This window comes from Mesorhizobium sp. M7A.F.Ca.AU.001.01.1.1 (assembly GCF_004022735.1).
Taxonomy (GTDB): domain Bacteria; phylum Pseudomonadota; class Alphaproteobacteria; order Rhizobiales; family Rhizobiaceae; genus Mesorhizobium; species Mesorhizobium ciceri.
In genome coordinates this window covers 1-13,953 of the sequence record NZ_RZPF01000065.1, presented here as the reverse complement: position 1 = coordinate 13,953, position 13,953 = coordinate 1, and the positions used below count along the sequence as shown (strand labels likewise).

11 protein-coding genes and 3 pseudogenes are annotated in these 13,953 nt (G+C 63.5%); 7 read left to right on the top strand and 7 right to left on the bottom strand.

The window, feature by feature from the left end; genetic code table 11:
• The 4 genes and pseudogenes from EN884_RS06585 to EN884_RS06570 all read right to left on the bottom strand — a co-directional run.
• Positions 1-353, bottom strand: a pseudogene (locus EN884_RS06585) (2-hydroxyacid dehydrogenase); the annotation flags it as partial.
• Positions 350-1,372 carry a LacI family DNA-binding transcriptional regulator gene (locus tag EN884_RS06580; protein ID WP_082826628.1) on the bottom strand — a complete coding sequence of 341 codons (1,023 nt, stop codon included), beginning with the start codon at positions 1,370-1,372 and terminating at the stop codon, positions 350-352. The pseudogene EN884_RS06585 and the gene EN884_RS06580, both read right to left, overlap by 4 nt.
• Before the next feature lie 77 nt (positions 1,373-1,449).
• Positions 1,450-2,334: a DMT family transporter gene (locus EN884_RS06575; protein ID WP_063169834.1), complete on the bottom strand. Its 885-nt coding sequence runs from the start codon at positions 2,332-2,334 to the stop codon at positions 1,450-1,452.
• A 197-nt stretch (positions 2,335-2,531) separates the two neighbouring features.
• A complete protein-coding gene (locus EN884_RS06570) occupies positions 2,532-2,939 on the bottom strand; it encodes a DUF2000 family protein (protein ID WP_013528221.1) in 408 nt (135 codons plus the stop codon).
• A 49-nt stretch (positions 2,940-2,988) separates the two neighbouring features.
• On the opposite strand from EN884_RS06570, the gene EN884_RS06565 reads away from it, so the two are divergent.
• Positions 2,989-3,858, top strand: coding sequence for an AraC family transcriptional regulator (locus EN884_RS06565; RefSeq protein ID WP_027164197.1), 870 nt, complete (start codon positions 2,989-2,991; stop codon positions 3,856-3,858).
• Between the two features lie 24 nt (positions 3,859-3,882).
• On the opposite strand, the gene EN884_RS06560 is transcribed toward EN884_RS06565, so the two are convergent.
• Complete coding sequence (locus tag EN884_RS06560) at positions 3,883-4,353, bottom strand: MarR family winged helix-turn-helix transcriptional regulator (protein ID WP_013528223.1); 471 nt, start codon at positions 4,351-4,353, stop codon at positions 3,883-3,885.
• 212 nt (positions 4,354-4,565) lie between these two features.
• Complete coding sequence (locus EN884_RS06555; RefSeq protein WP_063169833.1) at positions 4,566-5,312, bottom strand: intradiol ring-cleavage dioxygenase; 747 nt, start codon at positions 5,310-5,312, stop codon at positions 4,566-4,568.
• A gap of 199 nt (positions 5,313-5,511) precedes the next feature.
• Between EN884_RS06555 and EN884_RS06550 the strand changes: the two genes are divergently transcribed.
• Positions 5,512-6,567 (top strand): GTP-binding protein, encoded by a 1,056-nt coding sequence (locus tag EN884_RS06550; RefSeq protein ID WP_063169832.1) that lies wholly within the window; start codon positions 5,512-5,514, stop codon positions 6,565-6,567.
• Positions 6,568-6,820: 253 nt separating this feature from the next.
• Positions 6,821-7,795, top strand: a complete 975-nt coding sequence (locus EN884_RS06545) for a WD40 repeat domain-containing protein (RefSeq protein ID WP_013528226.1) — start codon at positions 6,821-6,823, stop codon at positions 7,793-7,795.
• Between the two features lie 6 nt (positions 7,796-7,801).
• Here the strand turns inward: EN884_RS06545 and EN884_RS06540 are convergent, their stop codons facing one another.
• A complete protein-coding gene (locus tag EN884_RS06540; protein WP_063169831.1) occupies positions 7,802-8,254 on the bottom strand; it encodes a hypothetical protein in 453 nt (150 codons plus the stop codon).
• Positions 8,255-8,408: 154 nt separating this feature from the next.
• Between EN884_RS06540 and EN884_RS06535 the strand changes: the two genes are divergently transcribed.
• From EN884_RS06535 to EN884_RS06520, 4 genes and pseudogenes are all read left to right on the top strand, one after another.
• Positions 8,409-9,788 (top strand): aspartate aminotransferase family protein, encoded by a 1,380-nt coding sequence (locus EN884_RS06535; RefSeq protein WP_063169830.1) that lies wholly within the window; start codon positions 8,409-8,411, stop codon positions 9,786-9,788.
• Positions 9,789-9,799: 11 nt separating this feature from the next.
• On the top strand, positions 9,800-11,206 hold the full coding sequence (locus EN884_RS06530) for a glutamine synthetase family protein (protein ID WP_082826626.1): 1,407 nt from the start codon (positions 9,800-9,802) through the stop codon (positions 11,204-11,206).
• An 80-nt stretch (positions 11,207-11,286) separates the two neighbouring features.
• Positions 11,287-12,521: pseudogene (locus EN884_RS06525) on the top strand (putative DNA modification/repair radical SAM protein).
• A gap of 2 nt (positions 12,522-12,523) precedes the next feature.
• Positions 12,524-13,953, top strand: a pseudogene (locus tag EN884_RS06520) (UdgX family uracil-DNA binding protein); the annotation flags it as partial.

Genomic DNA, 13,953 nt, shown 5'->3' with positions numbered 1-13,953 from the left:
GTGTTGATCAACAGCCCGATCGTGGTGTCGGCGACCTCCTCGGTCAACACGTCGGGCGTGTTGGTGACCATGATGTTTTTCGCCGCCGCATGACCGACATCGACCGAATCATAGCCGACGCCGAAGGAAGCGATGAGTTCGAGGTTGGGCAATGCGTCCATCATCGCCGCGTTGATGCCGGCGAACGAAGCGATGCCGCGCACATCACTGCGCATCTCGTCGGTGACGAGCGCCGGATCGGCGCGTTCAATTCTGACACGCCTGAACGTGCGGTTGATGCGGTCGACCGCGTGGTCGTTGAAATCGCCCGGCACCAGGATGGCGACGGTCTGCAACTGTTCGGCCTTGGTCATGCACGCTCCACCGGCTTGCCGGTCGACTGACGCACATGCAGTTCCGGCTTGATCAATTCCTGCGAGGGTCGCACCGTCTGGCCGTTGAGCTTGTCGAGCAGCGCGCTGGCGGCGCGGCGGCCAACCTCGCGCTGGCCGTTCCAGACTGTGGTCAGCGCCGGCGTCGCGATCGCCGCCTCTTCGAGGTCGTCATAGCCGGTGACCGAGATGTCGACGCCCGGCACCAGGCCGGCGCGGGCAATGCCGTTCATCAGACCGATGGCGACGAGGTCGTTCCAGCAGCAGGCAGCTGTCGGCCTGTCCTTCAGCGCCAGGAACTGCCCGGCGGCCTCGAAGCCGGCCTGCTTGGTGCGCGGCCCGGCGATGCGCCAGGACGGCCCGACTTCCAGCCCGGCCGCCTCCATCGCGTTGACATAGCCTTGGTAGCGGTCACGGCCGGTCGAGGTCTGGTCGGTGCCGCCGATCATGGCGATGCGCTTGTGGCCGAGCGAGATCAGGTGATTGGTGGCGAGGCCTGTTCCATAGGAGTCGTCGCCGCGAAAGACCGGCACGTCGGCACCCTCGACGGTGCGCGCGATCAGCACAGCCGGCAGGCCGTTCTCCTCGGCCATCACGATGTCGGAAGCCGGCGTGCCTATCGCCGGCGACATGATGACGCCGTCGGCGCCGAGTTGCAAAAGCGTATCGATGAAAGTGCGCTGCTTTTCGAGCTGATCATAGTGGTTGGACAGGATGAAGGTTTGCCGGCTGCGGTCGAGCTCGCTTTCGATCGAGCGCAGGATCTCGGCGAAGAACGGGTTCATGATGTCGTGCACGACGACGCCGACAATGCCGGAACGCGAGGTGCGCAGGCTGGCGGCGCGTCGGTTGTAGATATAGCCGATGGCGCGGGCATGTTCCTTGATGCGGTCACGGGTGGTCCCGGCAACAAGAGGGCTGTCGCGCAGCGCCAGCGAGACCGTGGCCGTGGACACGCCGAGCGCATCCGCGATCGTCGAAAGCTTGATTTTTTGTGCCAGCGACGTGTGCTCCCCGGACCTGACTTTCCAGACCTAAACTGTTTAAAGGCGGCGTTATGCCACCGATCGGGGGCAAATCAAAGTTTTTTTGCCAACGCCTCGGCCTCGACGTCCGAGGCCGCGCGGCTCCGCAGCCGAAGCCTATGCTCGCGATGGACGATGTAGAGGCCGCTGGCGACGATGATGGCGGCGCCGACCAGCGTCCAGCGGTCGGGAAACTGCTTGAAGACGATCCATCCGGAAATGATCATCCACACCATCTGCGAATAGGGATAGGGCGCCAAAGCCGTGGTCGTCGCCAGCCGGTAGGCCTGGACGAGCAGCCAGTGACCGACGCCGCCGAACACGCCGAGCATCAGCAGCACGAACCAGTGCCAGCCGTCATGCGGCAAGGAAAACGAAAACGGCAGCAGGGGCAACAGCAGCAGCGCCGGCGCCAGCGCCGAAAACAGGATGAGGCTCTCCGATGTCTCGGTCGCCGACATGCGGCGCGTCATGATGACGTAGAAGCAGTTCGACAGCATCGAGCCGAGCGCGAAGAGATGTCCGATGCCGAACACGCCGACGCCCGGTCGGGTGATGATGAGGACGCCGGCAAAGGCCGCCAGGATGGCCAGCCAGCGCCGCCAGCCCGCCCACTCGCCAAGCAGCGGACCGGCCAGCGCCGTGATCACCATCGGCCCAAAGAAATAGATCGAGGTTGTCTCGGCCAGTTGCAGGGATTTGAGCGCCAGGACATTGAATATGGTCGATCCGAACAGGAAAGCCCCGCGCAGGATATGCGCAGGCAGGTTGATCGGGCGAAACCGCATGGGTTGGCGCCAGCCGCGCAACAGGGTGCCGACCAGGATGACATGCACGGCAAAGCGCACCCAGGCAACGACCAGCACGGAAATGCCGGCGAGGACGAGGTATTTGCTTGATGTGTCGAGGAAGGTGAAGCAGACGTAAGTGGAAAGCATGCACAGGATCGCCACCGGGGGCGTCGCGCTTTCTACATGTCTTTGGGGAGCACTCACTTGCAGGCCGGGTGGGAGCTGGGCTGGACCCACCTTTGCGGGAATTGCCGGCTCCCGGCAAGCCAATTGTCGGCTGTCGCCACGCCAAAGCCGGCTGGCACAACAAGTGTCGGCGGCAGGCTTAGTCGATGCCTCTGAAGCTACGGGTGCATACGGGCGCCCTTGGTGATCTTGTCGACCAGCTTCTTGTCGGCGCGAAGCGCGATCCCGACCGCCTTGGCGTCTTCAGGCGCAAATTCGGCGAAGACGGCGCGGTTGGCCGCGTCAAAGCCGGTCGAAAACATCTCCTCGACATAGAGCGAGGTGGTCACGCCGCGCTCCAATGTGCGCCGGTGGATCGTGCCCAGCGTGGCCTGGTCGGCGGACAAAACGATGACCGGCTGGATCGACAGCGGGTTATAGAGATTGCCGGCGCGGTCGCGATAGGGTTCACCGATGATATCGGAAAACTGCGCGACGATGCCGCTGGTCAGGAAGGCGGTGACGTTGAGTTTCTGCCAGACCGCCAGATCTTCCCTGAGCACGATTGCAAATTTCGTATCGAACATGAGACATTGGCCATTCGGTTTGTGCCCCAATGCGAGGCTTAAGGAGACGATGTCGCACGATCTAGACAGCCAGGCCTTCGAGGGTCTTGGACGTTTGTGCATCGATGCGGCGGAAAACCGTATTATCTCCGCCCCCGATCCCGCAGGCATGGAGCGGATCGAGGCACGCTTCCATGGCAGCGCGTTCGACCTGCATCGCCACGACACCTATGCGATCGGGGTAACGCTGCACGGTGTGCAGACGTTTCGCTATCTTGGTGCTGCGCGTCACAGCCTTCCAGGCCAGATCATCGTGCTACACCCCGACGAACTGCATGACGGCGGCGCCGGCACCGAGGACGGCCTGCGCTACCGAATGCTCTATTTGGAGCCGTCGCTGATGCTCGACTGCCTCGGCGGCGCTTCGCTGCCTTTTGTGAGGGATGGCGTGGTGACGGACGCCGCCTTTTGCGCAACGCTGCTTTCGGCGCTGGGGCCGCTGGAGCAGGAACTCGACGACCTGTTCGTCGACGATTTCCTGGTCCAACTGATGCAAAGCCTGACCCGGCATGGTGGCCAGCCGGCAAAGCCGATGACCAGGACGGCGTGGCGGGCGGCTGCACTGGCGCGCGACTATCTCACGGAAAACCTGACCCGGCCGGTGCGCTCCGGCGAACTGGAAGCCATAACCGGGCTCGACCGCTATGCCTTGTCACGGCATTTCCGCGCGGCGTTCTCGACCAGTCCGCATCGCTTCCTGGTGATGCGCCGGCTTCAGCGTGCGCGGCGGATGATCGCCGCCGGCGAACCGTTGGCGCAGATCGCGGTCGAAGCCGGCTTCAGCGACCAGAGCCATTTCATCAGGCAGTTCAAGAAGGCGTTCGGCATGACACCGGGACGCTGGTCGTCGCTGATCCAGGGCTCTGCCGCGGCGGCTTGATCGCCTGCCGCGACAATCCGCCGGTCAGTCGTCCGACTCGGCGTCGTCGTCGATGAGCACCAATTCCTCGTTCGAGAGGTTGGCCTCGATGCGGGCAAGCAGTTTGAACAGCGACTTCTGGTCCTTCTTGTCGAGGCCCTTCAGCGCCTGCTTTTCGGTCTTCTTCACCGATTTCTCGATGGCGTGGATGATGTCGCGGCCTGTATCGGTGAGAAAGATGTGGGCCTGGCGGGCATCGGCTTCAGAAGCGCGCTTCTCCAGGAACCCCTGGGCCTGCAGCCGGTTGATGGTCTTGGTGATCGTCGGCGGGCGCACGCCGAGACGTCCGGCAAGATTGCCCGGCGTCTGGCCGTCCTCACGGTCGAGCGCCAGCATGATCTGGTCCTGGCCGGCATAGAAGCCGTGCGCCAGAAGCCGGGCAGCCAGCGCCGTCCTTGCCAGCCTTGCCGCGGAATGCAGCCGGCTCATTGTCGCAGTCTTGTCCGCCTTGGCCATGGTCTTCCCTCTTCGGCCGTACCGGTGCGGGCAGCATAGAGGCAGCCGGCCGGTTGGCAATCGACGATCAAAAAGATTCCGGTGCTTCAAACAGCTTTGCCGGCAAGCATTGTGGTGTCCGCCGTGGCTAATGCCAGATGTTTATTTCAGTTAGATGACAAACGAATTCGTGACCGGAGTTTTCGCCGCTGACAAGGTGCGTGAGGGAACGCTCAGCCGGACTTCACCGCCACGATCATCAGCGCCTGATAGGCATCCTCCAACTCGCGCAGCGCAGCCTGCGATTGCGATCCGGCCCGCCTGGCGATGCCGTCATCGGCATTTGAAGTGTCGCGCTTGCCGGGCCGGTCATTGTAGGGCGCGACAGAGGTGAAGATCTGCTCGCTGAGGCTGTCGGGGAAAAACAACTGGCCGGTCATCACCGACCTGTCGTCGGGGAAGACCTTGAAATGGATGTGGGTGGTGCGGCCGCGATACCAGCCGGGATAGATCGTGGCGAAGGAGACGATGCCGCTTGCATCGGTTTTCTGCCAACCACGCAGGAAGGTCTGGCCCGACGTGTCGACGTCGCGGCCGTCACCCTGTCCGGGATAGCCGGAATAGGCGCCCTGCGCGTCGCAATGCCAGATATCGACGCGGGCGCCGGCAAGTGGGCGGCAGTCCACGTCGACAACCTGCAGCCGGACGTCAAGGGCAATACCTTTCTTGCCTTCGGTGACATCGGCACGTTCGAGTTTCGGGTCGAAATAGAACGGTCCCTCGGTCACTTCAGGCGTAATGGTGCAGACACCGGCGCCGTTTTCGAACAAGGCCAGTCCGGCATAGGGTGAAGCCTGGGCAGCCGAAGATTGAGCGGCCATTGCCGAGGCCGGCAGGAAGGCACCACCTCCGGCGGTGACCGCGATCAACCCGAGCGCCTGGCGCCGGCTCAATGAGAAGGAGGATGGCTTGCCGGACATATCTTGCCTCTCAAATTGACCTTCCGCATCCCGAGCTAGGCAATCACAGCGGCTTTCGCCAGTCAAAATCCGGTATTGTAGCAAGCCGGTTTGGCCCATCGGTTTGCCCCGTGCAAAAGCCCGGCACACATCCTATATGGAACCGACAATCCCTTTTGAGGGCCGGATCTTTTGCGGCCCAGCACTTTCGAGGCAAGCCATGAGCGACGCACAGACGCAAATCCCCGTAACCGTTCTCACCGGCTATCTCGGCGCCGGCAAGACGACGCTGCTCAACCGCATCCTGTCGGAAAACCACGGCAAGCGCTACGCCGTCATCGTCAACGAGTTCGGTGAAATCGGCATCGACAACGATCTGATCGTGGAATCCGACGAGGAAATCTACGAGATGAACAATGGCTGCATCTGCTGCACGGTGCGCGGCGACCTGATCCGTGTCGTCGAGGGCCTGATGCGCCGCCCCGGCCGCTTCGACGCCATCGTCGTCGAGACCACCGGGCTCGCCGATCCGGTGCCGGTGGCGCAGACCTTCTTCATGGACGACGATGTGCGCTCCAAGACCAGGCTTGACGCGGTGGTGGCGCTGGTCGACGCCAAGCACCTGCCGTTGCGGCTCAAGGATTCCAAGGAAGCCGAGGACCAGATCGCCTTCGCCGACGTCGTCGTGCTCAACAAGACCGACCTCGTCACGTCAGAAGAACTCGCCAAGGTCGAGGCAACGATCCGCGCCATCAATCCGGCGGCAAAGATCCATCGTACCACCCGCGCCGGCGTTGACCTGACCGAAGTACTCGACCGCGGCGCTTTCGATCTGTCCCGGGCACTGGAAAACGATCCGCACTTCCTCGAGGCGCATGACGATCACGATCATCATGACCACGACGGCCACGATCACCACCACCATGATCATGACGGGCACGACCACCACCATCACGCGCATGCTTCGGACATTCATGACGTGACGGTGCAATCGGTGTCGCTGCGCGGCGGCGAGATGGATCCGAAGAAATTCTTCCCCTGGATCGAGAAGATCACCCAGATGGAAGGCCCCAACATCCTGCGGCTGAAAGGCATCATCGCGCTCAAGGGCGACGACGAGCGCTATGTCATCCAGGGCGTGCACATGATCATCGAAGGCGACCACCAGCGCGCCTGGAAAGACGGCGAAAAGCACGAGAGCCGGCTGGTGTTCATCGGCAGGGAACTCGACGCCGAGCGGCTGAAGAAGAGTTTTGACGCCTGCCAGGCGGCTTGATTTCCAAGCCTTATAACGCTAGCGCTGCCCCTTCTGTCCTTCTCCCCTTGTGGGAGAAGGTGGCCGTGCGAAGCTCGGTCGGATGAGGGGTGCTCCAGCTGGGCACCGACGGCGATCCGTCCAACACCCCTCAACCGTCTCGGCGCTGCGCGCCGATCCACCTTCTCCCACAAGGGGAGAAGGTTGGCGCCACACCCGGCCGCGCTGGCGACTTCCCGGGGATGGCAACAAACTTCATTGGAATGGTTCCCTGATGCCCACAGTCGCCCCCCTAGACCTCGAAGGCCATTGCATCGCCGCCGCCTTTCTCGGCGACGTGCCGCATTTCGCGATGGCCGACGGCGCCATCCATCGGCTCGACCATGGCCACAAGACGGTTCAGGCCAATGACGGGCTGCTCGCCGCCTTCCATGATGCGGCCAATGACCGGCTGATCACCGGCGGCGAGGACGGCAAGGTGTTTGCCGTGAAAACGGGCGGCGAGGCCACGGAATTGGCAAGCGCGGCCAGGAAGTGGATCACCAGCGTTGCCGCCGGGCCGCAAGGCGCCATCGCCTATGCCTCAGGCAAGACTGCCTTCGTGCGCTTCGCCGACGGCAAGACCAGGGAATTCGTCCATCCGCGTTCGGTGGAGGGGCTGGCCTTCTCGCCCAAGGGCATGCGCTTCGGCGTCGCCCGCTACAATGGCGCGACGCTGCATTTCCCGGCCGCCGAGGGCAAGCCGGTGGAACTCGAATGGGCCGGCGCCCATACCGGCATCACCTTCTCGCCGGATGGCGCCTTCCTCGTCACCACCATGCAAGAAAACGCATTGCACGGGTGGAAGCTCGCCGACGGCAAGCACATGCGCATGACCGGCTATCCCGGCAAGGTCAAAAGCCTGTCGTGGAGCGTAAAGGGCAAGTGGCTTGCGAGTTCCGGCGCGCCGGCGGCGATCGTCTGGCCGTTTTCCGGCAAGGACGGGCCGATGGGCAAGGCACCGCTGGAACTCGGCACGCGCGGCAATGCCATGGTGACGGCTGTCGCCTGTCACCCGAGCCAGGATGTCGTCGCCGTCGGCTATGATGACGGCATGGTGATGGCGGTGCGTTTTGCCGACGCCAAGGAAGTGCTGTTGCGGCGGCCGGGCAAGGGCGCCATCACCTCGATGATGTGGGACAAGGAAGAACGCCGCGTCGCCTTCGGCAGCGCGGCAGGCGACTGCGGCGTCATCGACATCACGGCCTGACCCCGCTCACTCCGCTCCGCACGACACTTTGCCGCTGATTTCGACCGGTTTGCCGTCCTGGTCCGTATCCGCTGCGGCGTCGTAGATGGAGAGCGTATAGCTCCCGTCGTAGACGCCTTCGTCGCTGGTCCTGGTCAGGATCGTCAGTTCGACCGAGTTGATCTTTTGCGCGGCCTCGTGCTCACGATAGATGTTCAGCCGCAATTCCTTGCCGTCGAGCCAGTACTGCGTCAGGTTGGAATCCTCGAACACGGTCTTGCGCAGGCTGTCGCTGGCAGGCCGGCTCAGAATTTCGAGGTTGCCGCGAAAGTTGAAGGTCGGCCCGCCCATGCCTCTGGTGACGCCGGCCTCGACCTCGAATGTCGCCGCCGGGTCGTCGGTGGAGCACCAGATGCCGCCCGAGGCGAAGGCCGCGCTCGCCGACGACAGGTGCATCGCCACACAGATGACCGTCCTCATTACCCCTCCCCCTCAATTCCCGCTCATATTGGCGCCGACTTCGGCAGCACGGTCAAGCGCCGCCGCCAAAGGCTGAGCCAACGCAGGACAGATGCGCGGCCAATTGCGGATGCAGACACGGATTGGCTAAGAGGAATCGACCAGAGGGGTTTTCATGCACAGCGATATGTCCAAGACGTCCATCGGCGGCATCGGCCGCGACCGCATTGCCGATCTGCGCGAGACCGAGGGGGCAGCCTTCCGCAAGGCGCGGCCGCAATCTCAGGTAAAGGTCGGCAACGGCCTGCCCGGCTTCTTCGGCGGCGTGCCGATGCACTGGATGAACGACTGGCCGACGCCGTTTCCGATCCTGGTCGACAGCGCCAAGGGCGCCACGATCACCGACATCGACGGAAACAAGCTCGACGATTTCTGCCTTGGCGACACCGGCTCGATGTTCGGCCATTCGCCGCCGCCGGTGGCGCGCGCCATCCGCCGCCAGGCCGGACGTGGCCTGACCTATATGCTGCCTTCGGAAGATGCGCTGGCCATCGGGCCGCTGCTGCAGCAGCGCTTCGGCCTGCCATTCTGGCAGATCGCGACGACGGCAACCGACGCAAACCGTTTTGCATTGCGCGTCGCCCGCGCCGTCACCGGCCGGGAGAAGATCCTTGTCTTCAACGGCTGCTACCATGGCTCGGTCGACGAGACGATGGTGCGGCTGATCGACGGCAAGCCCGTCAACCGGCCGGGATTGGCGGGCGAGTTCCGCGACCTGACGCGTACGGCCAAGGTCATCGAGTTCAACGACATCTCAGCACTCGAAGCCGCGCTTGGGGATAAGGACGTCGCCTGCGTCATCGCCGAACCGGTGCTGACCAACTCCTGCATGGTGCTTGCCGATCCGGGCTACCATGACGCCCTGCGCAAACTGACACGCCAAGCCGGCACACTGCTTCTGATCGACGAGACGCACACGATCTCGACCGGCCCCGGCGGCTACACGAGGAAATATGGTCTCGACCCGGACTTCTTCGTCCTGGGCAAGCCGATCGCCGGCGGCGTGCCGGCCAGTGTCTGGGGCATGAGCGACGACGTCGCCTCGCGCTACGCGGACTACAACAGGACCAAGGAGCCGGGCTATTCCGGCATGGGCACGACGCTCTCGGCCAACCCGCTGCAGTTCGCAGCGATGCGCGCCGCGCTTGAAGAGGTGATGACGCCGGAAAATTATGACCGCATGGATCACCTGGCGCGGCGGCTCGATGCCGGGTTGACCGGCGTGATCGATCGCTATCGCCTGCCCTGGCATGTTTCCCGTGTCGGCGCCCGCGTCGAGTTCATCTGCGCGCCCGGTCCGCTGCGCAATGGCGCCGAGGCGGAAGTGGCGCATGCGCCGGAACTGGAGGCCGCCATCCATGTCGCGCTGATCAATCGCGGCGTGCTGATCGCACCCTTCCACAACATGATGCTGATCTCGCCGGCGACCACTGCGACCCAGGTCAACCGGCTGATCACCGCCTTCGGCGCGGTTGCGGCAAAGCTTGGGGCATGAGACAAGCGGCGATGGACCATCCCAATGCCACAATGACCTCACCTTCGGGCTCGACATCCGCCGAGGCGCACGCCTTTCTCGACGCCCATCCCGAGATCGAAGCCTTCGATATCGTGCTGACCGACGCCAATGGCGTCGGCCGCGGCAAGATCGTGCGCCGGCATGAGCTGAAGAGCATCTTCGAGGGCGGCCGCCATATGCCGATCTCGATCCTGGGCCTCGACATCACCGGCGAGGATGTGCACGAGACCGGGTTGATCTGGACGACCGGCGACGGCGATCTCAGGGCATGGCCGATCCCCGGTACGCTGGTGCCGCTCTACGGCACGAGCCCGCCACGTGGCCAGCTGCTGATGGCGATGTACATGCTCGACGGCCGGCCGATGTCGTCGGATCCGCGGCTGGCGTTGGCTCGGCAAGTCGACATCCTGGCGGCCAAGGGCCTCTATCCGGCCGGAGCCTTCGAACTTGAATTCTTCCTGCTGGCCAATGAGCGCGACGCCGACGGCAAGGTGCAGCCGGCGCGCGCCGTGCTCGACGGCCGCGTCTCGGGCAAGACGGAAGTCTATTCCGTTGATCATCTGCACGGCATGGAGCCGCTGTTTTCCGACATCTATGCCGCAGCCAAGGCGCAAGGCATTCCGGCCGAGACGGTCATTTCCGAATATGCGCCCGGCCAGTACGAATTGACGCTGAACTACCGCAAGGATGTGATGCGGGCGGCCGACGACCTGGTCATGCTGAAGCGGCTGGTGCGGGCGCAGGCGCGCCGCCACGGCGTCACCGCCTGCTTCATGGCCAAGCCGATCGAGAAATACGCCGGCTCGGGCATGCATTTCCATGTTTCGCTGCAGGACAGAGCCGGCCGAAACGTCTTTGCCGAAGCCGGCGGCGAGAGCTGGTCGCTGCCGCTGCTGCAAGGGCTCGGCGGCCTCATCCAGACCATGGCGGAATCGATGCTGGTGTTTGCGCCGCACGCCAATTCCTGGCGGCGCTTCGTCTCGCAATCCTATGCGCCGGTGGCACCGACATGGGGCGTCAACAACCGATCGGTGGCGCTGCGTGTGCCGGCCGGCGACGCCAAGAACCGGCGCATCGAGCACCGGCCGTCGGGCGTCGACGCCAACCCCTATCTGATCGCCGCAACCGTGCTCGCCGGCATCATCAAGGGCATGGATGAAGGGCTCGATCCGGGGCCCGAAACGACCGGCAACGGCTATGAGGCAGCGGTCACGCGCACAACCATGCCTGTCGACTGGCGCGCCGCGATCGAATCGGCCCGGGCGTCCAGCTTCCTGAAGAACGCGCTCGGCGAGGACCTGCACCGGACCTTCGTGGCGATCAAACAGTCCGAATACCTGCGCGTGGCACGCACGGTCAGCGAACTGGATTACCACCTCTATCTGCACGAAGTCTGAGGGCCGGGCGGGCGATCACTTTTTCGCCGTTTCCATCAAATGAGGTGGCATAAGGGCGGATAAGAACATATCATGAACAGATGAGCGCACTCACCGTCCGTGAAAAACTGGCTGTCCTCTCCGATGCCGCCAAATACGATGCGTCCTGCGCCTCGTCGGGTGCGGCGAAAAAGGACTCGCTGGAATCAGGCGGCATCGGCTCCACCGAGGGCATGGGCATCTGCCATTCCTACGCGCCGGACGGCCGCTGCATTTCGCTGCTGAAAATCCTGCTGACCAATTTCTGCATCTATGATTGCAGCTACTGCATCAACCGATCGTCGTCCAATGTGCGGCGCGCCCGCTTTGGCATCGACGAGGTGGTGAAGCTGACCATGGATTTCTACCGGCGCAACTACATAGAAGGCCTGTTCCTGTCCTCGGGTGTCGTTCGCTCGCCGGACGAGACCATGGGCGAGATGGTCGAGGTGGCGCGCCGGCTGCGCCTGGAGGAGAAATTCTCCGGCTACATCCATTTGAAGACCATCCCGGAAAGCTCGGCCGAACTGGTCGAGCAGGCCGGTCTCTATGCCGACCGGCTGTCGATCAATGTCGAACTGCCGACCGACGAGGGTGTGAAGCGGCTGGCGCCCGAGAAGAAGCCGGAGACAATCCGGCTTTCCATGGCCAGGCTGCGCCAGAAGATGGAGGAGAAGGCCGAGCCGACTTTGAAGACCAAAAAGCGCGAACGCTTTGCGCCGGGCGGCCAGTCGACGCAGATGATCATCGGCGCCGACAAGACATCCGACGACGGCATATTGCACACGAGCGCCCGGCTCTATGGCAGCTACCATCTGCGGCGGGTCTATTACTCGGCCTTCAGTCCGATTCCGGATTCGTCGTCGTCGCTGCCCCTGCAGAAGCCGCCGCTGATGCGTGAGCACCGGCTTTATCAGGCCGACTGGCTGATGCGGTTTACGGCTTTTCGCAACCGGAAATCCTCGCCGGCAGCAGCGACGGCATGCTCGATCTCGCCATCGACCCGAAGCTGGGCTGGGCACTGCGCAACCGGGGGCAGTTTCCCGTCGACATCAATCGCGCCGACCGCGAAGCGCTGCTGCGGGTGCCGGGTCTCGGCACCAAGGTGGTGGCGAAGATTTTGGAGACGCGCCGGCACCGGCGCATGCGGCTCGAGGATGTCGGGCGGTTCTGCCAGTCGATCGCCAAGCTCAGGCCCTTCATCATCGCCGAAGGCTGGTCGCCTGGTGCGCTGACCGACAAGGCCGGCCTGCGCGACAGGATCGTCCACTCCTGCGAACAATTATCGTTGTTCTGATCATGCGGCCGGCGGAACTCGATCTCGCCAGATACAGAGTTCGGCTCGACAGCGAGACGGATTTTGCCGGCTGGCGTGACGCGGCACGGCGGCTGGCCTTGAATGAGGTCAGGCCCGAGGACGTCGACTGGCATGTCGCGCCAGGCTCTGATCAGGCACAATTGCCTGAAGTGCCTGCGGGCGCGCAACTCGTCGTGCCGCGCGACTTCCTCGGGCATGCCGAAACGGCGTTCTGCCATTCCGATCCCGGCCGGTTTGCCTTTCTCTACCGAATGCTGTGGCGATTGCGCGACGAAGCTAAACTGCTGGAAATCGCGTCGGATTCCGACACCAGGCGGCTCGAGGCCATGGAGAAGGCGGTGCGGCGCGACAGCCACAAGATGCACGCCTTCGTACGTTTCCGAAAATCGGCGACGGTGCCGATGAGCGCTATGTCGCCTGGTTCGAGCCGGATCATTTCATCGTCGAGCGCAACGCCGATTTCTTCGTCAGACGTTTCACCGGCATGCGCTGGACGATCCTGACCCCTTATGCCTCTGCCGACTGGGATGGCGAAAGGCTGGCGATCGGGCCGGGCGCGGCCAAGGGCGATGCGCCTGATCAGGACGATACCGAGGCGCTCTGGCGCACCTATTTCGAGAACATCTTCAACCCGGCGCGATTGAAGGTGAAAACCATGCAGAAGGAGATGCCGAAGAAATATTGGCGGAACCTTCCCGAGGCCTCGCTCATTCCAGACATGATCGCAGGAGCGGACAAGGCCGCCAAGGACATGATTGCGAAGATGCCGACAACACCCGCGCCGCACCACGCAAAGGTGCAGGCACGGCATTGGCCGAAGCAGCCCGTCGAAGCACCGGAAGATGATGCAAGCACGATTCCGGAATTGCGCGAGGCAGCGAAAGGCTGCCGCCGCTGCCCGCTGTGGCGCGACGCGACGCAGACCGTCTTCGGTGAAGGCCCTGACAATGCCAAGGTGATCTTCGTCGGCGAACAGCCGGGGGATCAGGAGGACCTCGCCGGCAAACCTTTCGTGGGTCCGGCCGGCAAGGTGTTCGATGCGATCCTGGACGATGCCGGTGTCGACCGGCAAAAGGTCTATGTCACCAACGCGGTCAAGCACTTCAAGTTCGAGCCGCGCGGCAAGCGCCGCATCCACTCCAAACCGAATTCCGGTGAGATTCAGGCCTGCCGCTGGTGGATCGACCAAGAATTCGAGCTGATCAAGCCGAACCTCGCCGTGGCACTCGGCGCGACAGCGGCGATGTCGCTGCTCGGCAAGGCGATTCCGGTGACAAAGATGCGCGGACAAGTGATCGAGCGCGAGGACGGATTGCGCGTGTTCATCACCATCCATCCCTCCTTCATCCTGCGCATCCGCGAACCCGCGGACAAGGAGGCTGAACGCGAACGGTTCCTGCAGGACATGAAG

What these genes read in the sequence shown, in the direction of transcription:
- EN884_RS06540 (WP_063169831.1), bottom strand. Translation starts at nt 8,254, where the DNA reads ATGAGGACGGTCATCTGTGTGGCGATGCACCTGTCGTCGGCGAGCGCG.
- EN884_RS06555 (WP_063169833.1), bottom strand. Translation starts at nt 5,312, where the DNA reads ATGTCCGGCAAGCCATCCTCCTTCTCATTGAGCCGGCGCCAGGCGCTC.
- EN884_RS06535 (WP_063169830.1), top strand. Translation starts at nt 8,409, where the DNA reads ATGCACAGCGATATGTCCAAGACGTCCATCGGCGGCATCGGCCGCGAC.
- EN884_RS06575 (WP_063169834.1), bottom strand. Translation starts at nt 2,334, where the DNA reads ATGCTTTCCACTTACGTCTGCTTCACCTTCCTCGACACATCAAGCAAA.
- EN884_RS06570 (WP_013528221.1), bottom strand. Translation starts at nt 2,939, where the DNA reads ATGTTCGATACGAAATTTGCAATCGTGCTCAGGGAAGATCTGGCGGTC.
- EN884_RS06530 (WP_082826626.1), top strand. Translation starts at nt 9,800, where the DNA reads ATGGACCATCCCAATGCCACAATGACCTCACCTTCGGGCTCGACATCC.
- EN884_RS06565 (WP_027164197.1), top strand. Translation starts at nt 2,989, where the DNA reads ATGTCGCACGATCTAGACAGCCAGGCCTTCGAGGGTCTTGGACGTTTG.
- EN884_RS06550 (WP_063169832.1), top strand. Translation starts at nt 5,512, where the DNA reads ATGAGCGACGCACAGACGCAAATCCCCGTAACCGTTCTCACCGGCTAT.
- EN884_RS06545 (WP_013528226.1), top strand. Translation starts at nt 6,821, where the DNA reads ATGCCCACAGTCGCCCCCCTAGACCTCGAAGGCCATTGCATCGCCGCC.
- EN884_RS06560 (WP_013528223.1), bottom strand. Translation starts at nt 4,353, where the DNA reads ATGGCCAAGGCGGACAAGACTGCGACAATGAGCCGGCTGCATTCCGCG.